Source organism: Rossellomorea sp. ABR4_012, assembly GCF_056159545.1.
Map to the genome: position 1 here is coordinate 152,776 of NZ_JBSWVK010000006.1, position 26,120 is coordinate 178,895.

At 42.5% G+C, this 26,120-nt stretch carries 26 protein-coding genes; 11 read left to right on the forward strand and 15 right to left on the reverse strand.

Annotated elements, in window-relative coordinates:
* The first annotated feature begins 6 nt into the window (after positions 1 to 6).
* The 7 genes from ACXAFV_RS20545 to ACXAFV_RS20575 all read left to right on the forward strand — a co-directional run bounded on the left by ACXAFV_RS20545 (position 7) and on the right by ACXAFV_RS20575 (position 7,525).
* Complete coding sequence (locus ACXAFV_RS20545) at positions 7 to 1,020, forward strand: ABC transporter ATP-binding protein (RefSeq protein WP_475129214.1); 1,014 nt, start codon at positions 7 to 9, stop codon at positions 1,018 to 1,020.
* A 34-nt stretch (positions 1,021 to 1,054) separates the two neighbouring features.
* Complete coding sequence (locus ACXAFV_RS20550) at positions 1,055 to 2,677, forward strand: ABC transporter substrate-binding protein (RefSeq protein ID WP_475129215.1); 1,623 nt, start codon at positions 1,055 to 1,057, stop codon at positions 2,675 to 2,677.
* Positions 2,678 to 2,751: 74 nt separating this feature from the next.
* A complete protein-coding gene (locus ACXAFV_RS20555; protein ID WP_475129216.1) occupies positions 2,752 to 3,696 on the forward strand; it encodes a S66 peptidase family protein in 945 nt (314 codons plus the stop codon).
* Positions 3,693 to 4,775, forward strand: a complete 1,083-nt coding sequence (locus tag ACXAFV_RS20560) for a dipeptide epimerase (RefSeq protein WP_475129218.1) — start codon at positions 3,693 to 3,695, stop codon at positions 4,773 to 4,775. The genes ACXAFV_RS20555 and ACXAFV_RS20560 overlap by 4 nt, the downstream gene beginning before the upstream one ends.
* Before the next feature lie 19 nt (positions 4,776 to 4,794).
* Positions 4,795 to 5,721, forward strand: a complete 927-nt coding sequence (locus tag ACXAFV_RS20565; protein ID WP_475129219.1) for a C40 family peptidase — start codon at positions 4,795 to 4,797, stop codon at positions 5,719 to 5,721.
* Positions 5,718 to 6,722: an ABC transporter ATP-binding protein gene (locus tag ACXAFV_RS20570; protein ID WP_475129220.1), complete on the forward strand. Its 1,005-nt coding sequence runs from the start codon at positions 5,718 to 5,720 to the stop codon at positions 6,720 to 6,722. The genes ACXAFV_RS20565 and ACXAFV_RS20570 overlap by 4 nt, the downstream gene beginning before the upstream one ends.
* The gene (locus ACXAFV_RS20575) at positions 6,722 to 7,525 is read left to right on the forward strand and encodes a serine hydrolase (protein ID WP_475129222.1); all 804 of its coding nucleotides are present in this window, start codon (positions 6,722 to 6,724) and stop codon (positions 7,523 to 7,525) included. Before ACXAFV_RS20570 ends, ACXAFV_RS20575 begins: the two co-directional genes overlap by 1 nt.
* Positions 7,526 to 7,672: 147 nt before the next feature.
* Here ACXAFV_RS20575 and ACXAFV_RS20580 read toward each other — a convergent pair whose 3' ends face one another.
* Positions 7,673 to 7,855, reverse strand: coding sequence for a CsbD family protein (locus tag ACXAFV_RS20580; RefSeq protein ID WP_475129223.1), 183 nt, complete (start codon positions 7,853 to 7,855; stop codon positions 7,673 to 7,675).
* A gap of 195 nt (positions 7,856 to 8,050) precedes the next feature.
* Between ACXAFV_RS20580 and ACXAFV_RS20585 the strand changes: the two genes are divergently transcribed.
* Positions 8,051 to 8,818 (forward strand): LAGLIDADG family homing endonuclease, encoded by a 768-nt coding sequence (locus ACXAFV_RS20585; RefSeq protein ID WP_475129225.1) that lies wholly within the window; start codon positions 8,051 to 8,053, stop codon positions 8,816 to 8,818.
* Positions 8,819 to 9,211: 393 nt separating this feature from the next.
* Here the strand turns inward: ACXAFV_RS20585 and ACXAFV_RS20590 are convergent, their stop codons facing one another.
* The 11 genes from ACXAFV_RS20590 to ACXAFV_RS20640 form a co-directional block, all read right to left on the reverse strand.
* Complete coding sequence (locus tag ACXAFV_RS20590; protein WP_475129227.1) at positions 9,212 to 9,664, reverse strand: PH domain-containing protein; 453 nt, start codon at positions 9,662 to 9,664, stop codon at positions 9,212 to 9,214.
* Between the two features lie 95 nt (positions 9,665 to 9,759).
* Entirely contained in the window at positions 9,760 to 10,218 is a 459-nt protein-coding gene (locus ACXAFV_RS20595; RefSeq protein WP_475129228.1) for a staygreen family protein, read from the reverse strand.
* Between the two features lie 48 nt (positions 10,219 to 10,266).
* Positions 10,267 to 11,052: a hypothetical protein gene (locus ACXAFV_RS20600; protein ID WP_475129229.1), complete on the reverse strand. Its 786-nt coding sequence runs from the start codon at positions 11,050 to 11,052 to the stop codon at positions 10,267 to 10,269.
* A 99-nt stretch (positions 11,053 to 11,151) separates the two neighbouring features.
* The gene (locus tag ACXAFV_RS20605) at positions 11,152 to 12,579 is read right to left on the reverse strand and encodes an alanine/glycine:cation symporter family protein (protein ID WP_475129231.1); all 1,428 of its coding nucleotides are present in this window, start codon (positions 12,577 to 12,579) and stop codon (positions 11,152 to 11,154) included.
* 315 nt (positions 12,580 to 12,894) lie between these two features.
* On the reverse strand, positions 12,895 to 15,327 hold the full coding sequence (parC, locus tag ACXAFV_RS20610) for a DNA topoisomerase IV subunit A (protein ID WP_475129232.1): 2,433 nt from the start codon (positions 15,325 to 15,327) through the stop codon (positions 12,895 to 12,897).
* Between the two features lie 3 nt (positions 15,328 to 15,330).
* Positions 15,331 to 17,280 (reverse strand): DNA topoisomerase IV subunit B, encoded by a 1,950-nt coding sequence (gene parE, locus ACXAFV_RS20615; RefSeq protein ID WP_475129256.1) that lies wholly within the window; start codon positions 17,278 to 17,280, stop codon positions 15,331 to 15,333.
* Between the two features lie 317 nt (positions 17,281 to 17,597).
* Positions 17,598 to 18,008, reverse strand: coding sequence for a CoA-binding protein (locus ACXAFV_RS20620; RefSeq protein ID WP_475129233.1), 411 nt, complete (start codon positions 18,006 to 18,008; stop codon positions 17,598 to 17,600).
* 153 nt (positions 18,009 to 18,161) lie between these two features.
* Positions 18,162 to 19,061, reverse strand: coding sequence for a glycine betaine ABC transporter substrate-binding protein (locus ACXAFV_RS20625; protein WP_475129235.1), 900 nt, complete (start codon positions 19,059 to 19,061; stop codon positions 18,162 to 18,164).
* Positions 19,062 to 19,084: 23 nt separating this feature from the next.
* A complete protein-coding gene (locus ACXAFV_RS20630; RefSeq protein WP_475129236.1) occupies positions 19,085 to 19,744 on the reverse strand; it encodes an ABC transporter permease in 660 nt (219 codons plus the stop codon).
* Entirely contained in the window at positions 19,741 to 20,718 is a 978-nt protein-coding gene (locus tag ACXAFV_RS20635) for an ABC transporter ATP-binding protein (protein ID WP_475129237.1), read from the reverse strand. The genes ACXAFV_RS20630 and ACXAFV_RS20635 overlap by 4 nt, the downstream gene beginning before the upstream one ends.
* Positions 20,719 to 20,854: 136 nt before the next feature.
* Positions 20,855 to 22,147: a purine/pyrimidine permease gene (locus tag ACXAFV_RS20640; protein WP_475129239.1), complete on the reverse strand. Its 1,293-nt coding sequence runs from the start codon at positions 22,145 to 22,147 to the stop codon at positions 20,855 to 20,857.
* A 541-nt stretch (positions 22,148 to 22,688) separates the two neighbouring features.
* Between ACXAFV_RS20640 and plsY the strand changes: the two genes are divergently transcribed.
* Together plsY and ACXAFV_RS20650 are read left to right on the forward strand one after the other, a co-directional pair.
* A complete protein-coding gene (gene plsY / locus ACXAFV_RS20645) occupies positions 22,689 to 23,276 on the forward strand; it encodes a glycerol-3-phosphate 1-O-acyltransferase PlsY (protein WP_475129240.1) in 588 nt (195 codons plus the stop codon).
* A gap of 273 nt (positions 23,277 to 23,549) precedes the next feature.
* Positions 23,550 to 24,707 carry a CapA family protein gene (locus ACXAFV_RS20650; protein WP_475129242.1) on the forward strand — a complete coding sequence of 386 codons (1,158 nt, stop codon included), beginning with the start codon at positions 23,550 to 23,552 and terminating at the stop codon, positions 24,705 to 24,707.
* Positions 24,708 to 24,868: 161 nt separating this feature from the next.
* On the opposite strand, the gene ACXAFV_RS20655 is transcribed toward ACXAFV_RS20650, so the two are convergent.
* Entirely contained in the window at positions 24,869 to 25,129 is a 261-nt protein-coding gene (locus ACXAFV_RS20655) for a hypothetical protein (protein ID WP_475129243.1), read from the reverse strand.
* A 125-nt stretch (positions 25,130 to 25,254) separates the two neighbouring features.
* On the opposite strand from ACXAFV_RS20655, the gene ACXAFV_RS20660 reads away from it, so the two are divergent.
* Positions 25,255 to 25,545: a HesB/YadR/YfhF family protein gene (locus ACXAFV_RS20660; protein WP_475129244.1), complete on the forward strand. Its 291-nt coding sequence runs from the start codon at positions 25,255 to 25,257 to the stop codon at positions 25,543 to 25,545.
* A gap of 47 nt (positions 25,546 to 25,592) precedes the next feature.
* Here ACXAFV_RS20660 and ACXAFV_RS20665 read toward each other — a convergent pair whose 3' ends face one another.
* Positions 25,593 to 25,895: a hypothetical protein gene (locus ACXAFV_RS20665; RefSeq protein WP_475129246.1), complete on the reverse strand. Its 303-nt coding sequence runs from the start codon at positions 25,893 to 25,895 to the stop codon at positions 25,593 to 25,595.
* Positions 25,896 to 25,942: 47 nt separating this feature from the next.
* A partial coding sequence (locus tag ACXAFV_RS20670) for an acyl-CoA thioesterase (RefSeq protein WP_475129257.1) occupies positions 25,943 to 26,120 on the reverse strand: 178 nt, incomplete at its 5' end.

Sequence of the window (26,120 nt, forward strand, 5' to 3'; positions counted from 1 at the left end):
TCATCTATGAATGACAGTGTACTATCCGTTCATGATCTACATGTATCCTTTGCTACATACGGAGGGGAAGTAAAAGCAGTCCGCGGAGTGAATGTTCAATTGAACAAGGGGGAAACACTCGCAATCGTCGGTGAATCCGGCTGTGGTAAAAGCGTTACCTCACAATGCATCATGAGACTCATTCCGAATCCTCCAGGAAGGATAACAGATGGATCCATTTTATTTAAAGGAAAGGACTTGCTGAAGTTATCAGAAAAAGAAATGAGAAATGTTCGCGGAAAAGACATCTCCATGATTTTTCAGGATCCCATGACGGCCCTGAATCCTACTCTTACGATTGGGGAACAAATCATGGAGGGTATTTTGCAGCATGAAAACATTTCAAAGAGAGAAGCATCCAGGAAAGCGGTTGAAATGCTCAACCTTGTAGGAATACCGTATCCCGAGGAACGACTGAAGCAGTATCCCCACCAGTTCAGCGGAGGGATGAGACAGCGTATCGTGATTGCAATGGCCCTCGTCTGTCAGCCTGATGTTCTGATAGCCGATGAACCGACAACTGCGCTGGACGTTACGATTCAAGCCCAAATTCTGGAGCTTTTCAAAGAAGTCCAGCGTAAAACGGGCGTTTCCATCATACTGATCACACATGATTTGGGTGTGGTGGCGCAGGTTGCAGACCGGATTGCGGTCATGTATGCAGGGAAGATTGTTGAAGAAGGAACAAGAAGAGAGATTTTTTATAAGCCTCAGCACCCTTATACTCAAGGACTGCTGAAATCGGTGCCGCGTCTCGATCTTGATGGGGCGGCGCTGACACCGATATCGGGATCACCGCCGGATTTATTTTCGCCTCCGGCCGGGTGCCCGTTCTCCGCCCGTTGCGATATGGCCATGGAAGTCTGTGACCGGGTCTATCCGGTTAAGACAAAGCTTTCCAATGACCACCACGTTGATTGCTGGCTCCAGGATCCGCGGGCGAAAGTGATGCTTTCAACTATCAGCTTAAACATACGCTGATAGAATGATAGAAAAAACAAAGAGGGGGAGAAAAATGAAAAAGGTAGTATCGTTATGTTTAATTGGTTTGCTTTTATTTGTATTGGCTGCATGTACTGCGACACAAGATGCCGGGAAAGAAGAGGGCAGCAAAGACAGTAAGGACAACGGGGAAAAGGTGCTGTACCTGAATAATGGTGCCGAACCTACATCCTTTGACCCGCCAATCGGTTTTGATTCATATTCATGGACAGCCTTAAACAATTTGATGGAAGGTCTGACACGCTTAAACGCAAATCATGAACCTGAAGGCGCCATGGCAGAGAAATGGGATGTTTCTGAAGATGGGAAGGTATACACATTCCATATCCGTGACAATGCCAAATGGTCTAACGGCGATGATGTAACAGCCGGTGATTTTGTATTTGCTTGGAAAAGATTATTAGACCCTGAAACAGGTTCGCCGGCTGCCTTCCTTGGTTATTTCATTGAAGGCGGAGAAGCTTTCAATAATGGTGAAGGCTCAGCAGATGAAGTGAAGGTTACGGCTGTGGATGATAAAACGTTTGAAGTGACGCTTACAAGCCCTCAAGCATACTTCTTAAGTGTCATTTCTAATCCCGCTTTCTTCCCGATCAATGAAAAGGTTGCTAAGGAAAACCCTGAGTGGTTTGCAGAAGCGGATACATTCGTTGCTAATGGGCCATTCAAATTAACGGAGTGGGAGCATGACAGCCACTTTGTAATGGAAAAGAATGATCAGTATTGGGATGCAGATTCCGTTAAATTGGACAAAGTGAACTGGGCAATGGTAAATGACTCAAACACCGACTATCAGCTTTATAAAACAGGTGAACTGGATACGGCTGATGTACCTGCCGACTTGAGTAAACAGCTGTTCGAAGAAGGTAAAGTGAACGTTGAAGATCAGGCGGGAACCTATTTCTACCGTTTCAACTTAGAAAAAGAACCGTTCCAGAACAAAAACATCCGTAAAGCTTTTGCGATGGCTGTAGATCAGCAGCAAATGGTTGATTTCGTCACGAAGAATAAAGAAAAGCCGGCATATGGTTTTGTATCAAGCGGATTCAATGATTCATCCGGAAATGACTTCCGCGAAACAAGCGGTGACCTTGTAAAAACAAATATCGACGAAGCAAAAGCACTGCTTGAAAAAGGAATGGAAGAAGAAGGGTACGACAAACTTCCTGAAGTTACTCTAACGTACAGCACAAGTGATACTCATCAAAAAATCGCTGAAGCACTTCAGCAAATGTTCAAGGAAAATCTTGATGTTGATGTGAAATTGGCAAATATGGAATGGAATGTGTTCCAGGATGAGCAAAAAGCGCTGAAGTTCCAGTTATCACGAAGCTCTTTCCTTGCTGACTACGGGGATCCAATCAACTTCCTTGAAAACTTCCAAACTGGGCATTCGATGAACAGAACGGCATGGAGCAATGAAGAGTACGATAATTTGATCAAGCAGGCCAAAAATGAAGCAGATGAAGCAAAGCGCTTTGAATTGATGTATAAAGCAGAAAAGATCCTGATGGAAGATATGCCGATCATCCCTATTCACTTCTATAACTACGTTTACTTACAAAACGAGGATGTATCAGGAATTGTCCGTCATCCTGTAGGATACATGGAATTAAAATGGGCAGATAAAAAATAAGATGGATAAAAACGGAGTGGAGAAGACTCTCACCAAAGAGTCTCCTCCCTCTTTTTCTAGTAAAGGAGGAATGCATGGTGGCTATAAAAGCTCCGAAGCTGAAACAAGGTGATACAGTCGGGATTATTGCTCCCGCAAGTCCACCCAAAAAAGAAGCGCTGGGAAAGGCTATTTCGTTTCTGGAAAAATTGGGCTTGGGTGTGAAGGTTGGTTCGTCTGTCCATCACAAATATGGCTATTTGGCAGGAACGGATGAAGAGCGGGCAGAAGATATACATACGATGTTTATGGATCCTGAAATTAAGGCGATTATATGCGCTTGCGGCGGATACGGCACAGGGCGTCTGGTTTCAAAATTGGACTATGATCTGATTGCAGGAAACCCCAAAATTTTCTGGGGATACAGTGATATTACATTTCTACATACAGCCATTCACCAAAAAACGGGGCTGGTGACATTTCATGGACCGATGCTGAGCTCTGATATTGGTTTACCGGATGTTCATGAGTTAACCAAGCAGTCTTTTGGGCAGCTTTTCGAAAAAAAGAGGGTTGAGTTTACTCATAAAACCGCTCTTCTTGACACTATAGTTGAGGGTAAGGCAAGCGGTCCCGTAATAGGAGGAAATCTGACCCTATTAGTGAGTACACTGGGGACTGATTATGAAGTGGACACAAGAGGGAAGATCTTCTTCATAGAAGATATCGATGAGGAGCCCTATAAAGTTGACCGCATGCTGAACCAGTTGAAGATGGCGGGGAAATTCCAGGATGCAGAAGGGATCATCATCGGGGACTTCAAAAACTGCGGACCCGATAAGAGAAAAGAGTCTCTCACCTTGGATCAATTGTTCGATGAGTATATTAAGCCTGCGAATAAACCGGCAATGAAAGGGTTTCTCATCGGTCACTCGTCCCCATGTCTCGCCATTCCGGTCGGCTCAGTCGGCAGAATGAATACAAAAGAAAAAACACTTATTGTCGAAAGCGGCATAAAGGAGGAGGTTAACGAATCATGAATATCGTTCAGCTAGAGACATTTCGTGTATCAGTTCCACTTCATACGCCATTCAAGACGGCTCTTCGAACAGTGCATACTGCTGAAGCAATCGGAGTCAGGATGGTTTGCGATAACGGGATCACAGGCTGGGGAGAAGCCCCTCCAACATTGGTCATTACTGGTGACAGCCTAAAAAGTATTGAATCGGCCATCATTGACATCCTGAAACCTGCCCTTGTTGGAAGATGCCTATTAAACCATGAATCTATATTCCAGAAAGTGCATAAGCTCCTGGTAGGCAATCAAAGTGCAAAGGCCGCTGTCGACATGGCCATCTATGACTGCCTCTCCCAGCATAGCAGACTCCCGCTCTTTCAATATTTGGGTGGATACAGGAACACCTTGGAAACCGACTATACCGTCAGTGTGAACAGTCCTGCAGAGATGGCGGAAGATGCCTTGATATACAGCATGCGCGGTTTTAATATCCTGAAGATTAAGGTAGGAAAAGATGAAATCCAAACTGACATCAAACGCATCCAGGCAATCCGACAGGTTATCGGAGACTCGATACAGATCCGTCTCGATGCAAACCAGGGGTGGGAAGCAAAAGCGGCTGTGAGAGCGATTCGAAAAATGGAAGACATGGACCTGAATATCGAGTTGGTGGAGCAGCCTGTCCCAGCACATGACCTGGAAGGCTTGAAGAAAGTAACGGACAATGTCGATACGCTCATCATGGCTGATGAAAGTGTGTTTTCACCGCAGCAGGCATTTCAGGTCTTGAAAACGCGAAGTGCCGACCTCATCAACATAAAGCTGATGAAGGCTGGCGGTATTTATCAGGCGCAGAAAATCAACGATCTTGCTGAGGTTTGCGGAGTGGAATGCATGGTTGGCAGTATGATCGAAACCCGCCTTGGTATAACGGCTGCAGCCCATTTTGCAGCAAGCAAGAAGAACATCACAAGGTTTGACTTCGATGCACCATTGATGCTTTCTGACGACATCGTAGCAGGCGGTATTCAATATAACGGCAGAACGATCACCTTCCCCGACTCTCCTGGCCTCGGGGTCAAGTCAGTACAAATTCATTAAAGTAAATGGAGGAATACATATGAGTAAAAAAGCCGCAGTCAATGTACCGGTAGCAACGGTTTGGACTTCACCTGATTCAGCACGCGCACTTGATGCATCCGCAGTATCCAATCCTGTAAACATCAAGGAATGGCTCGACTCGTTAACACACGAAACAAGACTTGCCCTCTGTGATGAGAACCGTATCCAGTCGCAAGCATTATTTGGTCAAGAGGTATTGGTACTCGAAGAAAAAGAAGACTGGTCACTTGTGATAGTCCTAGACCAGCCCTCCTCAAAAGACGAGCGGGGCTACCCGGGCTGGGTTCCTTCCGTGCAGCTGAGCAAGCCTGCTGCTCAATCGGAATCGGGTCTGTTTGCCATTATAACAAGTGAATTCGCTGATTTATTAACAGAAGAAGGCGAAAAAGAACTAGAGTTAAGTTTTCTAACTTCTTTATCTATTGAAAGGGAAGATGGTGACTTGCTAGCGGTACGCACTCCATCGGGAATAAAATATGTAAAGCGGGAGAATGTTTATATTTCAACTGAAGCTGTCAAAGATCGAAAAGGGGATGGATTCGATATCGTGAAATCAGGAGAAGCATTCCTTGACCTGCCTTACTTGTGGGGAGGCATGAGCAGTTATGGGTTTGATTGCTCAGGCTTCAGTTATTCAATGTGTAAAGCCAATGGATATGTCATCCCCCGGGATGCTGGCGACCAGGCAAAGAAAGGGATAAAAGTTCCACTGGATGATTTAAATCCAGGTGACCTCCTATTTTTTGCTTATGAAGAAGGAAAAGGAAGCATTCACCATGTTGGCATTTATTACGGTGACGGAATGATGATCCATTCACCTAATACAGGTAAGACGATTGAAATCATCACACTCGAAGGCACCTATTATGAAAAAGAACTATGTGCAGCAAGACGTTACTGGCAGGAGACGGGGGATGCATCGTGAAAAATCAAAAACTTTTGGAAGTCAAAAATCTGAAGAAGTATTTCACCCTTGAGAAAGGGAAAGTGCTAAAGGCAGTGGACAACGTTTCATTTGAAATTTATAGAGGTGAAACATTTGGGCTGGTCGGGGAATCAGGGTGCGGAAAGTCCACTACAGGCCGGACGATCATCGGACTCTATAACACAACAGAGGGAGAAGTATCGTATAGCGGGAAGAATGTCCACACTTTGACGGAAAAGGAAAAGCGTTCTTTTTACAGCAAGATGCAGATGATCTTTCAAGATCCTTACGCTTCACTGAATCCCCGGTCGACTGTACGTGAAATCATCGCGGAACCAATGGAAGCCCATGGGTTATACAAGGATAAAAAAGAACGGATGGAGAGAATCTATCAGCTTCTTGAAGATGTGGGACTGAATCGTGATCATGCGAACCGGTATCCTCATGAGTTCAGCGGCGGACAGAGACAGCGGATAGGGATTGCCCGTGCTCTTGCTCTGGACCCGGAATTCATCATTGCAGATGAACCGATTTCAGCACTCGACGTATCCGTACAGGCACAAATCGTCAATTTGTTGAAAAAGCTTCAGGATGAAAAGGGATTGACTTTCCTTTTCATCGCTCATGACCTCTCCATGGTTAAGCATATCAGCGACAGGATAGGCGTTATGTATCTCGGTCATATCGTCGAGTTGACTGACAGCAATGAATTATATAAAAAGCCTCTTCATCCTTATTCGCAAGCCTTGCTTTCAGCGATTCCGATTCCAGATCCGGATGTAGAGGATCAAAGGGAAAGAATGATCCTGAAGGGAGAGATCCCAAGTGCCATAAATCCCCCGAGCGGCTGTGTGTTCCGCACCCGGTGTCCTGCTGCAATGGTAGCCTGTGAGTCGGTTGTGCCGAAATGGCATGAGGTGGAGGAAAATCACTATGTAGCATGCCATCTGTATGACAAAGCGATACGAAAAGATCATGATGAAGTGGCTGCAACGAAATAATGAATGCTATCAAAGCTAAAGTATTGGAGGAAAAGATTCAAAGAGTGATTGATGAAGGACAAGGCCGCCTGAGCTTGGCCATCGAACTTCCGGAATACTCCATAAAGCATAATGGTGAAGTACAATATTCAGCAGCCAGCTTAATCAAACTTCCGATTTTACTTGAAGGGTTCCGTCAGATTCAGGATGGTAAACTTCATCCATATGAGATCCTTCCTGTTACCCAAGCGGATAAAGTGGGAGGAGCAGGGGTTCTTAGCCATTTATCACAGCATTCGAAAGTGACGATTCACGATTTGCTCACGTTGATGATCATTGTTTCTGATAACACGGCAACCAATCTTTTAATCGACCGTATAGGGATGACTGCAGTCAATGAAATGAGTAAACGAATCGGACTGAAAGAAACACAATTAAATCGTAAACTGATGGATTTTGATGCTATGCAGTCAGGGATTGATAATCGTATGTCTGCTTTCGATGCGCTTACCTGCTTAAAGGCTATTGATCAAGATGAAATGTTTCACGCAAACAGCCGTGAATCGATGCTGAAGATGCTTCATAACCAGCAATTTAATCAAAAGCTACCGGCAAAGATTAACCGTGATCATATCTATGTAGCTAATAAAACCGGTGAGTTGCCGGGCATTGAGCATGACTGCGCGATTTTACGGCATAAGGAACATACGATCTATGCTGCGGTTTTGATTGATGGACTGAAGAATAATGGAAGAGGGAGTGAAGTGCTGGCGAGGATAGGGGAGTATTTGTATGAATACCTGATGGAAGGGTTTACTGGGTAGGTCTGAGATCTTAAAAAGCTCCATAAATTAATAAATGAAATTATCAAAAGGAGGATTCACCTGTTTTTTTGTAAACAGGTGAATCCTCCTTTTTAGAGTATGTGAGGTGTTGCTTCCACGCTTATAAGGTCAAGCACCATACTGCAGCTACCAACTTTTCTTGATGGATTCCTTCACATCGCCGAACTTTTCTTGAACTTTACCTTTATCCTTGTCGCGTTCGCCTTCCCCGACTTTTTGATCATCCATCGTAAGTTTGCCCCAAGTTTTCTTTAAATCTCCCTCGGTTTGCTTACGTTTTCCTTTTATTTGATCTTTATTTTCCCGCATATTAAATCCCTCATTTCTATAAAATGATGTTCATTAATCAATAACCAGACAGCATAATGAATAAACTTAAAGCCGTGAAAAGAGTGATAGCAATTTATGTTAAATCGTAAAAATTTTCACTGAAAGTGCTTAAAATTGCAGTTAAGAACAAATGTTCGTATAATGGAATTAATGATAAATAAGGTGGTGCTGATTATGGCAAAGAAGAAATGCACCTTAGAAGCGGAACAAATGGTCAAATTATACGAAGAAGGCACGAGGACAGTGGAAATTGCAGAGATTGCAAACGTTTCGGTGCGTTATGTAAACCGGGTATTGCGTAAAAACAATGTAAAGAGAAGACCCAAAGGAAGCTGGAAGCGTAAATATGAAGTGAATGAGCATTATTTTAAGACATGGTCGAATAATATGGCTTATATCTTGGGTTTTTTTGCTGCAGATGGATGTGTTAATAAAGATTTTTCATCAATTAGCTTTTCTCAAAAAAACATAGAGATACTTGAACAAATAAAGATAGAACTGCAGTCTAACCATCCATTTGTTCAAAACCCTAATACAGGAGTATACACCTTAGGAATTCATAGCAAAATACTTAAAGAGGATCTTATGATACTCCATGGAATTCAACCGAATAAATCATTGAGTATTCAACTCCCAACAATACCAGAACCTTACTTAAGCCACTTCATAAGAGGTTATTTTGATGGAGATGGAAGCATTTATAAAAGCCGGAACTGTGTTTGTATAGTGAGTGGATCTAGAGATTTTAGTATATCTTTGTATGAAATATTTAAGTCACATAATCTAAAACCTTGGTTAAAAGATTTTGAAACGTATTACCGAATTTATATTACAGGTCTTGATAATATTTCTTTATTTGCTAATTGGATATATCAATACAAAGATCTGTATCTGGTTGAAAAATATAAAAGATTCTTAGAGAAACAGGCTTTAAAGAGTTAATGAAAGCCTGTTTTTTAATTAGGTAAAAAGAGGAGATGTAATTATATATTATTTTTCTACTTTACATAATATATATTCTAGGAACCTAAACAATAATGAATAATCTCGTCTCGTATCATAAGTATACTATTAATATTGAGACAAAATAAAAAAATTCGTTTAATCTATTGTTTGGCATTTATCGATTCATCCGATAAAAATTTGATCATCACTCCATAAATTTTTCATCAATCCAATTTAAGTTAGTTATTTTCATTTTATTTTAATTTATTTCATAATTATTTCATCATCGTTTTATTGTTCCAATTAAAAATCAATTTGAACGATTTCACTGGATTCCTTAATTCCAGCTTCTCATCCATATTGATTCTAGTTTACATAATTACCGTTCGTTTACTGCTTCTTCAAATCAATCCTGATATTCGGATTAATTTTCAATAGCTCATTTATAAACTCCTGCTTATGTTTCGGTGAAATCAGCACAGTATTGCGCTGGTTGTATGTGATTTTAAGACGGTCCAATGATAACGCCGGGCTTGATAACGGATTGTTTGACGCTTCAATAGCACAGATTGTATGAATATGAATGTTGAATCGGATCGGTCCCGCTGCGACTTTAAGCACTTCCCCATTTATTTCGTAATAAGTTGCCGTAATCAACCATATGATCAAGGCCATTAAAGGTACAGTAACAAACAAAGAAATAGGTTCGGATTCATCCATCCCGGGAATACGCTGAATGAAATCCCATTCCAGGAATGAAGCCAGTGATGAACCTGCCATTAGTATCAATACAAGTATAAGTATGGGGAACAGCACTGTCCCCTTTTTAGAATAAAACCGCATATAAGTCCCTCCTATCAACTCTTAATACGTATATGGTCCTGAAATGGTTTCATTCATTAAAAAAGCATAAAGAGCCACCGCTCTCTATGCATGATTCACTTTTTTAAGTACTGTCTCGGAGTGCCGAAAAAAATTACCTGATTAAATTCATCAAATACCGATTCAAAATAAATGTAAACAGGAGCATCAAGAAGCCACGGATAATACGTGAAAAATCCCTGATCCCCATTTACGATTGCTGCCAATGCAAGTGGAAGCTCCTTTTTGAATATCATGAACCGGACTTCGGATAGCTTAGCATCAAATTCTCCTCCACTCACATATACCTTCCCGCACAATGTGTATTGTCCTTGTTCGCGGCGCCACTCCCCGAGAACTTCATCTCTCATTTGTGTGTTTATTTTCTTCAGATCATAATGACAGCCGACACTTAAGAATAAATCCCCGGTTGCATCAGAGTGAGTCAGTGTGTACTTTCTGTTATCAATCGGATTAAAGATTGATGCAGGCGGCAAATACGTAACAGATAACTTTTCAGGATTGAAATCACTCATCTATAAGCCTCCTTCAGAATTGGGCTTATAATAGTGTATGTCAATCGCCTATCTTCTGTGCTTCTGCCTCGAGTCCTCCTGCCAATTTATTTCAATCAAGTTCCATTTACCTTTTTCGTAGTACCAATAAGAAACAGCTGTGCCGATTCCATCAGCTTTATATGCACCGCTGATCTGCTGGTATCCTTTTAACCCATTCCCGGGCTTTCCTTTTATCTTTGCAGGTTCGTAAAAGGCAGTATGAAGAACCATCAATTCCATCGGCTCATTCAATTTCCCGTCGGTAAAGATACCAAGTCGTTCATATTCATCTTTCCGGTCGCTTAAATCAACCGTATAGGATTGGTTTGTGTCAGTGAATGAAATAACAGCTTTATAGTCGTCCTGAAACTGAGCCTGGATTGTCAGTCCTTCAGGCAGCCCCAGATCAAGTAATTTATTATCTGCGAGTGTGTGCAGATCCATGTTATATAGTCCGCCGCTCCCTCCTGTTGCAGCAGAATACAGCATATCCTTTATCTTGTCATGATTTAAATCTACAAACTCTATCTTAGGCTCATAACCACCTTCATAATCGATTCGGATTTCACTGCCTTTGGATGTTGTGATCTCTGCCCATACCTCTTTTAAAAATAATGCATCAGGTGAAAACGGAATGGCCTTCAGGTCGATTTTATCCTTTTTCCCATCTCCTGTGACATCTTTAGAGTAAGACTTGAGTGTCATTTGATCGACCTTAGTTTGTTCATTCGTTACATCCGTAAAATTCCCGGCAATTGCATGTAGAGATAAAATGAAAAAAGCACCAAAAGCAAACAATAACTCTTTACGCATAGTGTCCTCTCCTCGGTAAGATAATTCTCTATTATCATCACCAATTAAGGAAAAAGTATGTAAAAAAACCAACTCAATTCATGAGTTGGTTTTTCATAATCAATGATTCTGGGATTTAGTTCCCGGTTTTTCATCCCAGCATTCAATTCCCTTTAACCCTTCAATGGAGTTGGAGTAGAATACAGGATCTTTCCCTTGTTTTTTCTGTGCACGGTAGTCTTTTAGAGCTGCAAGAGCAATCCTGGTCAGCAAGGTGATGGCAATGAGGTTGATGATGGCCATGAGACCCATGAATAAGTCTGCGAGCCCCCAGACGACATCAAGCTTCACGACTGCACCGAAGATAACCATACCGATCACTGCAAGTCTGTAGATGAACAGAGCAGCAGGACTGTACTTGATGAATTCGATATTCGTTTCACCATAATAGTAGTTACCGATAACAGAACTGAAGGCAAATAGGAAGATGGCAACCGCTACAAATGTATTTGCCCATTCACCGACATGGAAACTCAATGCAGCTTGTGTTAATTGAATACCGTCGATACCCGCTGTATATTGATCTGACAGGATGATCATGAAGGCGGTCGCGGTACAAATGATCAATGTATCCATAAATACACCGAGAGTCTGTATCAATCCTTGTTTTACAGGGTGTGTGACCCCGGCAGTTGCAGCGGCATTCGGAGCACTACCCATACCGGCTTCATTGGAGAACAGCCCTCGCTTGATCCCCATCATGATCGCTGCTCCAACTCCACCGCTCACAACTTCCCTGAAGCCGAATGCACTTTCAAAGATAATGACGAACATATCGGGAAGCAGTGTGATATTGGTGATTAAAATATATAGTGCAAGAATAATATAAAGTATGGCCATTACAGGGACCAGTATCTGGGTCACGTGAGCGATCCGCTTGATCCCCCCAAAGATAACGACAGCTGTCAATACGGATAGAATAATCCCAGTGGTTAAACGGTCAAAGGAATATGCACCCTCCATTGCCAGCGAAATGGTATTGGATTGTACTGAATTAAACACTAATCCAAAACAGAAAGTGATAATGACAGCAAAAAGAATCCCCATCCAGCGGGCGTTCAGCCCTTTTTCCATATAATATGCTGGACCGCCTCGGAATCCATCTTTTCCATCTTTCACTTTATAAATCTGAGCCAGCGTACTCTCAATGAAGCTGGTAGCCCCTCCGAGCAGTGCAATCAACCACATCCAGAATACCGCTCCGGGTCCACCCCCTGCAATGGCTGTGGCTACACCTGCCAGATTACCCGTACCCACACGGGATGCTGTACTGATTGTGAAGGCCTGGAAAGAAGAGATACCTCTTTTTCCTTCTGCTGAGATCGTTGTTTTATCTGTCAGCAGCCGACCCATTTCAGCAATGTAGCGAAACTGAACAAACTTTGAACGCAGTGAGAAATAAAGTCCCAGTCCTACAAGAGCTGCAATGAGAATATAGGACCACATAAACTCATTTAACGTACCGAGTATGGTATTGAATAATTCCATACATGTATTCCCTCCCTGATGTAATATAATGTAAAATGTGCGAACCTATGTATGTATACCCTTAGTGACACTTCCTTAATCTATCAAATAAAAGTTTTTCAATCAATGTTATTTATATACTGTTGCAAAAATATTTTATGTTTTTATGATAGCTCTTTCAGTTTCTTTGTGTGATAAGTTGCGATATCTACAGCGTTTTGCACAGCATCACCCATACCTACACGTGTTGTATCTGTACAGCAATTCGGCGTTTATATCCATTCAGTAAATCAAACCACAAAAAAACGACTAAGGAATCCTTAGCCGTTTTTTTGTTTATTCATTATTTTCGTCTGGTTTCACCCAAGTATCTACAACCGGACCGCTTTCAGCTTCATCAATGACGAATGATCCATTGGAGTATCGATCATTTGCCCGAAGATCCGTTATTTTTACATTTTCACACTTGCCTTTTTTCGTAATTAGTTCAACCGTATCTGTATCTTTGACAACTTCGATTCGAACTACTCGATGGGGATTCGATTTCAATTCCCGGAGCATGATGACACCTCGTTTGGCACGGGTTGTCTTTTCGAACTCTGAGAGCTTCATCTTTTTCACTGCTCCGCGATGAGTGACCAGGAATACATACTCTTTAAGAGGGTCAGTGATGACACTACCTGAAACGACAAAGTCGTCTTCTTTCAGATTGATTCCTTTTACACCTGCAGCCCTCGGGCCGACGATACTTACATCTTCTTCTGCAAACCATAAACCGTAGCTTAGGTTAGTGGCCAGGAACAGATCCTGTTTTCCATCCGTCAGATGAACGTCAACTAATGAATCATCACCCTTAAGGTTGATGGCGACAAGAGGCCGCGAATATCGTTGAGCTTTATATTGAGAAAGCTCAGATTTCTTCGTCATACCGTTCCTCGTAATGAACAGAAGGTATTGGTCCTCTTTGAACTCTTTAATAGGCATCGCCTTTAATACCTGTTCATCGCGATCGATCGGAACGATGTTACCTACATGCTGGCCGAGGTCCTTCCAGCGGATGTCAGGCAGCTCATGGACCGGGCAGTATATGTAGTTGCCTTTATTGGTGAACACCAGGAGTACATCAGTGGTATTCATTTCATACTGAGCAAGCAGCCTGTCCGTTTCTTTCATAGCAAGATCCTGCCCATTTGATGCTCCGTATGAACGAAGACTCGTGCGTTTAATGTACCCGTCACGGGTGACTGTCACCATAACGTCCTCACTTGCAATCAATACTTCAAGGTTGATCTTGATTTCTTCAATTTTATCTTCAATTTGTGTTCTTCTTGCATCTGCAAATTGCTTCTTGATCGCTTTTAATTCTTTCTTGATGACACTATATAACTTACTCTCACTTTCGAGGATCGCGGTTAATTCCGCAATCAGTTTCTGAAGTTCTTCTGCTTCATTACGCAGTGCAGTGATGTCTGTGTTCGTCAGACGGTATAATTGAAGGCTGACGATTGCTTCGGATTGAGCTTCAGTGAATTGATACTGATCAATCAGGTTATTCTTCGCATCTTTTTTATCTTTCGATGCACGGATCGTAGCAATCACTTCGTCAAGGATGGATAATGCTTTCATTAAACCTTCAACGATGTGCTGACGGTCGCTTGCTTTCTTTAAATCATGCTTGGTACGATTCGTGACCACTTCTTTTTGGTGTTCGATATAGGCGTCCAGCAAGCCTTTCAGACCCATGAGCTTAGGACGTCTATTATGTATGGCCACCATATTAAAGTTATATGAAATCTGAAGATCGCTATTCTTGTATAAGTAATTCAGCACGCCGTTTGCATCTGCATCTTTTTTCAGTTCGATAACAATGCGCAATCCTTCACGGTCTGTCTCATCCCGGACCTCTGCGATGCCTTCTACTTTGCGGTCCACTCTGAATTCATCCATCTTTTTCACGAGATTCGCCTTGTTCACTTCGTATGGAATTTCTGTGATGACGATTTGCTGCTTACTTCCGCGGATATTTTCAACTTCAGCTTTTCCACGGACAACGACTTTTCCTTTCCCGGTTTCATAGGCTTTTTTGATGCCGTCAACGCCTTGGATGATTCCTCCGGTAGGGAAATCCGGCCCCTTGATGACAGTCATTAAATCATCGACCGAACTCGCTGGCTTTTCCATGCGCATGATTGTGGCATCAATCACTTCACCTAAATGGTGAGGCGGGATGTCCGTTGCATAACCTGCAGATATTCCCGTCGATCCATTCACTAACAGGTTGGGAAATCTGGAAGGAAGTACGGTAGGTTCACTTGACGTATCATCGAAGTTTGGAATGAACTCTACTGTACTCTTATCGATATCACGCAATAATTCCATTGAGATGGCAGAAAGTCTTGCTTCTGTATAACGCATTGCGGCTGGGGGATCGCCATCTATGCTTCCGTTATTACCATGCATTTCTACAAGGTAGTTCCGTACTTTCCAGGTTTGACTCATCCGTACCATGGCATCGTATACGGAAGTATCACCATGAGGGTGATAATTACCGATAACGTTACCGACGGTTTTCGCTGATTTACGGAAGCCTTTTTCCTGGGTATTACCGTCAACATACATGGCATAAAGAATCCGTCGCTGAACGGGTTTTAGTCCGTCACGTGCATCGGGTAGTGCACGTTCTTGAATAATATATTTACTGTATCGTCCGAATCGGTCGCCAAGTACCTCTTCAAGAGGCAAATCTTGATATCTTTCTACTGTTGTCATGTATTACCCCTCCTCTGCGACCGTGATGTTTTCATTTTCCAAGATGCTTCCGTCTTCTTCCAAGCCAAATGCTACGTTGCTTTCGATCCATTTACGGCGTGGTTCGACTTTGTCGCCCATCAGCGTCGTGACACGGCGTTCAGCACGTGCAGCATCATCGATTCTTACTCTGATCAGTGCTCTTGTCTCCGGATCCATGGTCGTTTCCCATAGTTGATCTGCATTCATTTCACCAAGACCCTTATATCGTTGGATCATATACCCTTTACCGATTTTTTTCATCGCACCTTGAAGCTCTTCATCTGTCCAAGCATATTCAATTTTTTCTTTCTTTCCTGTTCCTTTGCTCACTTTATAAAGCGGAGGCAGGGCGATGTAAATTTTCCCGGCTTCAACCAGCGGTTTCATGTAGCGGTAGAAGAAGGTAAGCAGTAATACCTGGATATGTGCCCCATCCGTATCGGCATCGGTCATGATCACAATCTTATCGTAGTTGATGTCTTCGACGTTGAATTCAGGTCCTACTCCTCCGCCGATGGCGTGGATGATGGTATTGATTTCTTCATTTTTGAAAATATCCTGTAATTTAGCCTTTTCTGTGTTGATGACTTTACCACGGAGAGGCAGGATCGCCTGAAACTTCCGGTCACGCCCTTGTTTTGCAGAACCTCCTGCAGAATCACCCTCTACCAGGTACAGTTCATTCCGCTGCGGATTTCTCGATTGGGCAGGCGTCAGCTTTCCTGACAGCACCGTTTCAGAACGTTTTCGTTTTTTTCCGTTACGTGCATCTTCACGGGCTTTTCGTGCAGCTTCACGCGCTTGAGCCGCTTTGATCGATTTTTTGATCAAGAGCGAGCTTGTATCCGGGTTCTCTTCCAGAAAATACAGCAGGTGCTCTGAAACGACGGAATCCACCGCTGAGCGGGCTTCACTTGTACCTAGCTTTCCTTTTGTCTGTCCTTCGAATTGCAGGAGTTCTTCCGGGATGCGGACAGATACAATCGCTGCAAGGCCTTCCCTGATATCCGTCCCTTCCAGATTCTTATCACGGTCTTTAAGGATTCCTGCTTTACGTGCATACTCATTGAACACCCTTGTCATGGCAGTCTTGGCACCTGCTTCATGAGTGCCGCCGTCTTTTGTACGTACGTTGTTGACGAAGGACAGGATATTTTCAGAAAATCCGTCATTGAACTGAAACGCAAATTCCACTTCAATGTTATGATTCGCGCCTTCAAAGAACGCAACATTGTGAAGGCTGTCTTTTTCTTCGTTTAAGTATTGGACGAAGGCCTGAATGCCGCTTTCATAGTGAAACACTTCTTTTTGATCATGACGTTCATCTATAATTTCAATTTTCAAGCCTTTCAAAAGGAAGGCGGATTCTCTTAAACGTTCACATAGTGTGTCGTAATTATATGTTGTTGAACTGAAAATTTCAGGATCGGGTTTAAAATGTATAAGCGTACCCGACTTTTTGGTTTTACCGATTTTTTCTAAAGTTGTTTCGGGTTTTCCGCCTTTTTCAAAGCGCTGTTCATACTTGATGCCGTCTCTCTCGATTGTAACGACGAGCCATTCCGACAGCGCATTAACGACTGAAGCCCCGACTCCATGTAGACCGCCGCTTGTCTTGTAGCCGCCCTGACCGAACTTCCCGCCGGCATGAAGGACGGTCAGGATGATCTCAGGGGTCGGTTTCCCCATTTTATGCATCCCTGTTGGCATCCCTCGCCCTCTATCCTGTACGGAAATACTGTTATCTTTATGTATGGTGACGTTGATTTCATTACCGAAGCCTGCTAGTGCTTCATCTACTGCATTATCTACAATTTCATATACTAAATGATGCAGCCCTCTGGAGTCAGTAGAGCCAATGTACATACCAGGTCTTTTTCGAACGGCTTCCAAGCCTTCTAAAACCTGAATTGCATCATCATTATAAGCCATGGACTGTTTCTTGTCGGCCACGAACATTCCCCTTTCAAACTTCACTGCCCGTATCTGAACTTCAATACGGATTCTATGTTCTACAATTACTATAACATAAGAACATTTGTTCGTTTACCTGTTTTTCCTCATTTTAAGTAAACCACTATGCTATATTGTAGCGTTTTATTTCATTTTCGCAAATTAATTTTCTGATTACTGCGGGACTCCAGGGGGGTATCCCCCTGTTTTAAAGCTTCAATCATCCGCTGTGAAAGCGATTAAATCAATTATCCGAAAAAAAACAAGCGGTAGACGCCGCTTGCACCTAGTGAGAACTATTTGGTTAAAGCATGTTCAACCTTAATACACCGATCCATAATCACTGTATACCCGCGTTCTTTGAGGAAAGAGTAAGCTTCATCATTCATGACACCGAGCTGGGCCCAGAATACCTTAGCATCTATTTTATCAAATTCTTTTGCAATATCGGGAAGGAATTCCGAACGCCTGAAAACATTGACAATATCTACGGTTCCTTCGATTTCCTCCAATGAAGAAACCGCTTTTATCCCAAGGGCTGAATCGATGGTAGGGTTTACCGGGATAATTTCATAGCCTTGATCCTGCATCGCCTTAGACACTGAATGAGATGTACGTTCCGGATTGTCACTTAACCCAACGACTGCAATACGCTTGGAGTTTTTCAATAGTTGACCCATTTCTTCACGGGTTGGATTTTCGATCATGAGAATGCACCGTCCTTTTGAATATCTGTTGTATACGTTCTAAAGTCCTATTCTATTTTTATAGCATAATTTCCTTTATTTTTCAAAATTTTATGAATATGCTCTCCGAAAGATAAAGTGAACCCTGGAGAAAAGGATTCACTCTATCTTTGCTTATTCTTTTATTAATCCTTTTGAAATGAGGAATTCACGTGCTACATCTTTTGGTTCTTTTTTATCGATATCCACTTTTGCATTCATTTCACTCATTTCTTTTTCAGAAATCTGACCTGCTAATTCATTTAATGCATCTTCCACCTCAGGATGCTCTTTCAGTACTTCCTGACGGATGATCGGTGCTGCATCATATGGCGGGAAGAAGCCTTTATCATCCTTCGTTGACTTTAGATTATATCGTTCGATTCTTCCATCGGTCGTAAAGGCCGGGATGATATCTACATCGCCATTTTTCACAGCCTCATACATAATATTTGGATCATAGCTCTCTTTTTTCTTGAATTCGAAGCCGTATTCTATTGAAAAAGCATCGTAGCCGTCTCCCTCGCGTTCATAGAACTGGTGCGGGGCACCGAAGCTCAGGTCCTTTGAAAGAGGTACTAAGTCAGAAAATGTTTTCGCATCAAAATCCTGATCCTCTGTGTACGCAAGAGTGTACGTATTTTCAAAACCAAGAGGCTTAAGCCATGTTACATTGAATTTTTCTTCATATCCTTTTCGAACCTGATCCAGTATTTCGTCACCGGAAGCTCCTTCCGCTGCCTGTTCTTTAAGTACTGCTTCCAGTCCGGTACCTGTATACTCAACATATACATCGATATCCCCTTTTTCAAGAGCCGGAGTCAGGATCGATACCTCCCCTAAACCTTCTTCAACCTTCACATCAAGGTCTGTCTTTTCCTTAAGTAACTCAGCCATGATATGAGTCAGGATAAATTGTTCTGTCCACATTTTCCCGGATACCGTAATCGTATCCTTCCCTCCGTTATTGCCGCAGCCTGCAATGATGATCGAGGCTGCCAGCAGGATAATGAAAGGGGTAAGTAACTTTTTCATATGTATGCTCCTTTTTGTTTGGATTATTTTCGGGCTTTCAACCCTTTAGGTGTTGTTGCCTTTTCCAAAAGTCTTAACAGAAAATCAAAGAATAATGCCAAGAGTGCAGCCGGGATTGCCCCGGCAAGGACAAGTGAATTATTCCAAGTAGATAGACCCCGGTAAATCAAATCACCGAGTCCCCCTGCTCCCACGAATGTCGCAAGCGTGGCAACACCGACCGTTAAAACTGTGGCCGTGCGTATCCCCGCCATGATGAAAGGCAGGGCCAGCGGCAGCTCAATCTTGAATAAGAGCTGTGAATTGGTCATTCCCATTCCTTTTCCCGCTTCTATGACACCTTCATCCACTCCCGCAATCCCGGTAAATGTGTTCCTGAGAATCGGAAGCAGCGCATAGACAGTCAGCGCAATGATCGCCGTTGTACTTCCCGTACCTAGCAGAGGGATCAAAAATCCGAATAAAGCCAGGCTGGGTATCGTTTGAAAGACCGCAGTTATCCCGATATAGAATTCTGCTATCTGCTTCTTCCTGGATATATAGATTCCAAGAGGTAAGGAAATTACAATCGCAATGAATATCGAGATGAAGGATAGATAAAGATGTTCAACCAGTCCGGTCATGATATCATCAGAACGGGTCGTGAGCGTATTAATAAATGATAGCGAAAGGGTATGCATCATTGTGACGGATCCTCCCTTCTATGTTCTGATGCGACAGCTTTCAGGATATCACTTCTGGATACACTTCCTATGCGCTTTCCGTCTTTGGTGACGATCAGTGTATGAGGCTCTTTGGTAACAAATATACCGGCGGCTTCTGAAAGTGACGCGTCGTGGGGAATCGTTTCATATTCAGATTCTTCATACTCGAGGAAAATCGGATTTTCATCGAGGATATCCCCCACCAATACTCCCTTTTTGCCTTCATCCAATCGATGCTCTCCGATAAATGAACGTACAAAGTCATTGGCGGGTGAAGAAATCAATTCCTGGGGTGTTGCGATTTGTTCAATTCTTCCGTCCCTCATGACGGCAATTTCATCAGCGATTTTTAACGCTTCGTCTATATCATGAGTGACAAAGACGATTGTTTTATGTATTGAATTTTGAATATTCTTCAGTTCATCCTGCAGCTGCTCCCTGCTGATGGGGTCCAGGGCACTGAATGGTTCATCCATTAAGATAATTGGCGGTTCTGCAGCAAGTGCGCGTATGACACCTACCCTTTGCTGCTGTCCTCCACTCATTTCAAGGGGGTATTTTTTTCGGTAAATACCGGGTTCCAGTCCCACGAGGTTCATCAATTCATCGACTCTGCTTTCGTATTTATCCTTCTTCCATCCTTTTAGTTTCGGTATCAGACTAATATTCTCTTCAATCGTCATATGAGGAAGGAGTCCGATTCGTTGAATGACGTATCCAATATTCCTTCTCAATTCAACTTCATCTTCTTCCGAAATATCCCTGCCATTGATCGTAATCGTCCCGCTGGTCAGCCCGATCAGTTTGTTAATCATTTTCATCGTAGTCGTTTTACCACATCCGCTTGGACCAATCAACGCGACAAGCTTACCTTCAGGAATCGTCAAGTCGATTCCTTTAATCGCTTCTGTCCCGTCCTCGTATACTTTTTTGACATTTTTGAAATCAATCATTTAACCACCTGCCTGAAATCTAATCTAAACATATTAAGAATACCCCCATTACCAAATAGGTAAACATATGGGCAGTCTTTGATGAAAAATCTTCCACTGCTAATGCTATACGAAAAAAAGCGAGTAAACAAATAGTTTACTCGCCTTTCATGGATTTATCCGTTTTTGACTTGATCGTTTGCTCTACCAATATGCCCGTTACTGTACCGAGAATGAGTCCGTTATTGAGTATGGAAGCTGCTACCACAGGAACATCTTTAAACGCAGCCGGGGGAACGAACATGGCACCCACTCCGACAATCAGAGAAATGCCAGCAACAAAATGCGTACGCTCCAAGTTCGTTTCTTTTTGATATTCTCCCAGGGCAAGGCCGACCATCTTAATGAAAATGACTGTTGTGACGGCATACCCGACCGGCGCTGGTAAACTTGCAAATACATTCATCACTTTGGGAACCAGGCTAATGAGGATGATCATTGCACTTCCTACTAAGAATGGTAGAAGGCGGTACATTTTCGTCGCAGTCACAAATCCTGCTGAACCGGATATCGGAACAGAACCGATGGCAGAAAATACACCTCCCAAGAGCTGATTGATCCCTGAAGCAAAGCCGCTTGATGTATACCGTTCATACACAGGTTCACCTTGGGTCTTCATCACTTCCTCCATCACTCTGATCGATGCAATCATATTGGTCGTCAGCAGGAAGGTGATGAACACTGACGTAATGACGACACCTGTATCAAATTCAGGTGCACCAAATACGAATATTTCTGGTAAAGCGAACCATGAGCTTGAAACGGATTCTAGTCCTCCTAGTCCTATTCCCGCAAAAATGAGCCATCCTGCAATTAGAGCGAGAATGATGGAATATTGTTGTACCCACTTTACTTTATGGCTGGAGAAATATAGCGCTATAAGGATCGTCAACACGCTTCCGAGCAAAACGACTGGCTGGAGTGTCCCTTCTTCACCGCTGATGCCGAACATTCCTTTAACAAATGAACCGCTCAGCTGCAAAATCAACAGCATCAAATAAATAAAGGTAATGGTCGGTGTAAATAAGGAAGTCAATCTTTTTAACAAACCCGTAGCACTCAGCAGAAAGAAAATGATTCCACTGGTAATCATGCCGCCTTGTAGAACAGTTAATACTTCTGTATGGCTGCTGTATAGAGTCCCTGAAAATCCAGCATAGATGGCAAATACACCCCACCACAGGCCTGCAGGTCCTTCATTGATTGGCAGTTTATGTCCGATAAGCGCTTGAATGAGACTGGCTGCTCCCAACACGAATATGGTCCGCTGTATGAACCCGGCGGTCTCTGATGGAGACAGCTGAAATAAATCAGCGATCGCTATTGGAGCCGCAATAGATCCGGCAACCATGAACGCCACCCATTGAAACGCCGATAAAAACAAATGCATAGAAAAGCTCACCTTCAATTCAATAAATATAAGCTCTGTTAAAGGCTCACTTCAAATCAATATCCCCTTTAACGCAGCCAAATAATAAAGTGTATTCATTTTACCATATTGAAGAGGATAAACATGTAATATCGGTCTATATTATAAAATATTATCTAGTTTTATGAACAGGTACTAAAAAAATCCTGATTTTCTCCCTGTTTTAATCAAAAACATGTTAAAATAGAGAACGCAATACATAAGAAAAGCGGAGGCGGCTTGCTCAGCCCCGACAAGCATAAGCTGAATGGGCCGGGAATGCGCATTTTGCCTTCTTGGACCATTCAGCTTATGACCTCGAGGGCTAGCCGCCGGAGCTGGACAAATCGAATAGCGGAGACGGCTCGTTCAGAAGCGACAAGCATAAGACAGGGCAGCCATAAAGGCGCACTTTGCCTTTTTGGATGGCATGACTTATGTCTCGAGCTTCTAGCCGCCGGAGCTGGACAATTCTCCAGGTAAATTTATACTTTAATACTATATAATTAAAGGAGCAGTGATCATGATTTATGCCCTTATTCTTGTTATAGCCTATATTCTGGGCTCCATCCCCTCTGGTTTAATCATCGGAAAAAAATTTTACGGTATCGATATCCGCGAGCATGGGAGCGGAAATCTTGGCGGTACAAACACTTTCAGAACACTGGGGGTGAAGGCTGGCCTGATCGTAACCATCATGGACATCCTTAAAGGAACAGCCGCTACATTGTTACCTCTGTTATTCAGTGTTGAACCAAAGATGTTTATGCTGGTGGCAGGTATCTTTGCAGTGATCGGTCATATGTATCCTCTTTTTGCAAACTTCAGGGGCGGAAAAGCCGTTGCAACTTCAGGTGGCGTCCTTTTGGGATACGATCCGCTATTGTTTCTGATATTACTTGCCGTTTTCTTTCTCGGTTTGTATGTGTCTAAATACGTATCATTATCATCTATTATTGCTGCCATTATTGCTTTTACTTATACTTTATTCACTGGGGATATTCCCTTGATGGTCGTAGTCGGTGTACTTGCCTTCTTCGTAATCTATAGACACCGTGCAAATATTGTACGTATCAAAAACAGAACTGAACCTAAAATTAAGTGGCTTTGAAAATGAAGCGGCTTAAAACTAGTCATTTCACTCTGTAAGAGGAGGCGAAATGAACGGTTTTAAGCCGTTTTTCATTTGCCGATTTTCGTCGATGAGGCTGCTGCATAATTGTGGCAACCATTCGGCTGAGAAAGGTGTTGAGTATAATTTAATACACGATTAATTCTATTGGATTTCGTCTATAATGATTACAAAAATTGCATCTCCCGCTTTTCAATTTTTTCCTGTAAAATAGTAGGGGAATATATGAAATGAGGACAAAGGGGTTTGGACATGAACAGAAAGTTGTACATAACAAGCATGATACTAGTGATTCCATTACTGTTGGTTATAGGATATATCGTTACGGACCAGTACAAAAGCTGGAATTCAGATAAGCAGCCTGGAAAGGGTACTTCCCTTCTTCATGCAACAAGAGAAGTGCAGGCAGAAGGAAAAACGATGAAATCTACTGCCAGCATTGCAGCCATCGGAGACATCCTTCTTCATAACACAGTATATAATGATGCAAAATCAGGCTCTCAATATGATTTCTTACCAATGTTTGCACCTGTAAAGGAAATGCTGTCGAAACCTGACTTTCTGATTGCCAATCAGGAGTCCACTCCTGGCGGAAGTGAAATTGGTTTATCAAGCTATCCTCTCTTCAATAGCCCAAAAGAGATCGTAAAGTCTCTGCAGGATGTAGGCGTTGATGCAGTAACTACTGCAAATAATCATTCACTGGATCAGGGTGAAGAAGGACTTCTGAGTGCAATCGACTATTATGAAGAGATCTCAATGCCGTATGTAGGTGCTTTTAAAAATCTGGAAGATCAGGAAAAGATCCGCACATTCAATGTAAACGGAATCAAATTTGCACTTCTTTCCTATACGTATGGCACAAATGGGATTCCTGTCCCTGAAGGAAAGGACTACTTAGTCAATCTTCTGGATGAACAGAAGATGATTGCCGAGGTCAAGAAAGCCAGAACAATGGATATTGATCTGGTGGTCATGAGCCTTCATTGGGGAAATGAGTATCAGCGTTTTCCGACGGATGAACAGCAAAGGCTTGCGAAGGTACTAACTGAAAAGGGTGCTGACATCATTTTTGGCCACCATCCTCACGTACTACAGCCGATTCAGACGTATAAAACAAGTGACGGACGCGATGCCGTCGTCATCTATTCTCTGGGGAATTTCCTATCTGGCCAAAAAGGTGATTTTAAAGACATCGGGGGTATGGCGGAGGTTCAGATTGAAAAGCAGAGAAATCCTGCCGGGTCTGTCATTACGTATCCATCAATTGAGTTTCATCCTACTTTTGTAGCTGAAAATAACTATAAAAATTATCGTATTTATCCGCTTGATTTTGCCCAAAAAAATGGGTTTATCACATATACGGAAGATGAGATGGTTTCGCATATGTTGAATGGAGTTCCTCAATAGCTTGAACGTGATGGTCAAATAGAATGAATCGAATGAATTGATATGCGCCGATAGCATTTGCTTCATCCATTACCGGCAGGTACCAGAATCACAGAGCCAAAATCAAAAAAGAGCTTACGTCTTTTAAAAGACGTCGGCTCTATTTTTGTTTGTTGTAATAGTTAATGGCTCCCAAACAGTACGCCATTAAAGAAAATCCCGGCAAGGGCAAGAACGGCCAGGACCAAGTTAACCATCATAAACGTCGATTTCCTGCTTTTATAATAGAGGGTCACCATCCCATAATAAATGAGGGCAGCTGCTATGATAAATGTTCCTGCCTCCATTTTGTAGCTTGCTTTTTCGAGCTGAAAAATAGTTAATAATCCCATTCCTCCAAAAATAAAGGCTCCAATGTAATATAAAAGGGCTTGTGTTTTCATGTGTATCAACTCCTGTGCGAATTAGTAGATGTTCCGGTTTCTTTATGTTTATAATATAAAAACGGCCTCACGTCCATAATTGGACGGATGCAAGTATGAGTGTGGAGAAAGGAGTCTGAAAACGCGTGGACATACATATTTCAAAAGACGCCCTCAAGTGGTTTAAAAACGAAATGCTCGTAGAGGAAGGAGAATATGTTCGTTTTTATGTACGATATGGAGGTTCCAGCCCTCTGCATGACAGTTTTTCTTTAGGTGTAAATAAGGAAGAACCGATAGATGCAGGAAAAGTAATCGAAAAGGATAACCGCACATTTTTTGTTGAAGAAAGAGATTTATGGTTCTTTGACGGTCACGATTTATATGTGGAATTTAATAATGAACTCGAAGAACCGTCTTATGAATACAAAAAGTAAGTGAGTACTGAAGCCTGACTTAATTAACAGGCTTCAGCCTTCTATTCTTACTCCAGAAAACGCTTTATATGGTTCTGGAGTCCTTCCTCTTTCAAGACATGCCGCTGAGTCTCTCCCATTAGGTCATAATGAGGATAACCGTCGTGCCGCATGTGAATCCATTCCTTCTTTAATCCATACTTCTTTCCCCATTCAGAAAGCTTCTCGATATCTGCGCAGCCTGCTTTCGTAACAGAACTGACGTCAGGAAATCGATCATCCACCCAAAAGTGTGTTATAAAGGCCACTTCTCCTCTTCCGACCCGTTCTTTCCACTCATTCAATTCTCTTCTGCTCACCCCAAATGCCATTTTGACTTCCTCTTTTCCAGTCGACAAGTTGCAGTCACATTTATGTATTAATCCTTTTCTCTTTTTGCTTTCTCATAGGCCTCATGCCAGTCAGGGAACATTCTGCGGATTGAAATGGGACGAAAGCTTTCTTTTTTGACGCATACGTGCTTTGAGTGTCCGCTGATCGCTATCTGACCATCCCCATTATAAATTTCATACGCATATGTAATGCGGACACCATCA

What these genes read in the sequence shown, in the direction of transcription:
- ACXAFV_RS20545 (WP_475129214.1), top strand. Translation starts at nt 7, where the DNA reads ATGAATGACAGTGTACTATCCGTTCATGATCTACATGTATCCTTTGCT.
- ACXAFV_RS20550 (WP_475129215.1), top strand. Translation starts at nt 1,055, where the DNA reads ATGAAAAAGGTAGTATCGTTATGTTTAATTGGTTTGCTTTTATTTGTA.
- ACXAFV_RS20555 (WP_475129216.1), top strand. Translation starts at nt 2,752, where the DNA reads ATGGTGGCTATAAAAGCTCCGAAGCTGAAACAAGGTGATACAGTCGGG.
- ACXAFV_RS20560 (WP_475129218.1), top strand. Translation starts at nt 3,693, where the DNA reads ATGAATATCGTTCAGCTAGAGACATTTCGTGTATCAGTTCCACTTCAT.
- ACXAFV_RS20565 (WP_475129219.1), top strand. Translation starts at nt 4,795, where the DNA reads ATGAGTAAAAAAGCCGCAGTCAATGTACCGGTAGCAACGGTTTGGACT.
- ACXAFV_RS20575 (WP_475129222.1), top strand. Translation starts at nt 6,722, where the DNA reads ATGAATGCTATCAAAGCTAAAGTATTGGAGGAAAAGATTCAAAGAGTG.
- ACXAFV_RS20580 (WP_475129223.1), bottom strand. Translation starts at nt 7,855, where the DNA reads ATGCGGGAAAATAAAGATCAAATAAAAGGAAAACGTAAGCAAACCGAG.
- ACXAFV_RS20585 (WP_475129225.1), top strand. Translation starts at nt 8,051, where the DNA reads ATGGCAAAGAAGAAATGCACCTTAGAAGCGGAACAAATGGTCAAATTA.
- ACXAFV_RS20590 (WP_475129227.1), bottom strand. Translation starts at nt 9,664, where the DNA reads ATGCGGTTTTATTCTAAAAAGGGGACAGTGCTGTTCCCCATACTTATA.
- ACXAFV_RS20595 (WP_475129228.1), bottom strand. Translation starts at nt 10,218, where the DNA reads ATGAGTGATTTCAATCCTGAAAAGTTATCTGTTACGTATTTGCCGCCT.
- ACXAFV_RS20600 (WP_475129229.1), bottom strand. Translation starts at nt 11,052, where the DNA reads ATGCGTAAAGAGTTATTGTTTGCTTTTGGTGCTTTTTTCATTTTATCT.
- ACXAFV_RS20605 (WP_475129231.1), bottom strand. Translation starts at nt 12,579, where the DNA reads ATGGAATTATTCAATACCATACTCGGTACGTTAAATGAGTTTATGTGG.
- parC (WP_475129232.1), bottom strand. Translation starts at nt 15,327, where the DNA reads ATGACAACAGTAGAAAGATATCAAGATTTGCCTCTTGAAGAGGTACTT.
- parE (WP_475129256.1), bottom strand. Translation starts at nt 17,280, where the DNA reads ATGGCTTATAATGATGATGCAATTCAGGTTTTAGAAGGCTTGGAAGCC.
- ACXAFV_RS20620 (WP_475129233.1), bottom strand. Translation starts at nt 18,008, where the DNA reads ATGATCGAAAATCCAACCCGTGAAGAAATGGGTCAACTATTGAAAAAC.
- ACXAFV_RS20625 (WP_475129235.1), bottom strand. Translation starts at nt 19,061, where the DNA reads ATGAAAAAGTTACTTACCCCTTTCATTATCCTGCTGGCAGCCTCGATC.
- ACXAFV_RS20630 (WP_475129236.1), bottom strand. Translation starts at nt 19,744, where the DNA reads ATGATGCATACCCTTTCGCTATCATTTATTAATACGCTCACGACCCGT.
- ACXAFV_RS20635 (WP_475129237.1), bottom strand. Translation starts at nt 20,718, where the DNA reads ATGATTGATTTCAAAAATGTCAAAAAAGTATACGAGGACGGGACAGAA.
- ACXAFV_RS20640 (WP_475129239.1), bottom strand. Translation starts at nt 22,147, where the DNA reads ATGCATTTGTTTTTATCGGCGTTTCAATGGGTGGCGTTCATGGTTGCC.
- plsY (WP_475129240.1), top strand. Translation starts at nt 22,689, where the DNA reads ATGATTTATGCCCTTATTCTTGTTATAGCCTATATTCTGGGCTCCATC.
- ACXAFV_RS20650 (WP_475129242.1), top strand. Translation starts at nt 23,550, where the DNA reads ATGAACAGAAAGTTGTACATAACAAGCATGATACTAGTGATTCCATTA.
- ACXAFV_RS20655 (WP_475129243.1), bottom strand. Translation starts at nt 25,129, where the DNA reads ATGAAAACACAAGCCCTTTTATATTACATTGGAGCCTTTATTTTTGGA.
- ACXAFV_RS20665 (WP_475129246.1), bottom strand. Translation starts at nt 25,895, where the DNA reads ATGGCATTTGGGGTGAGCAGAAGAGAATTGAATGAGTGGAAAGAACGG.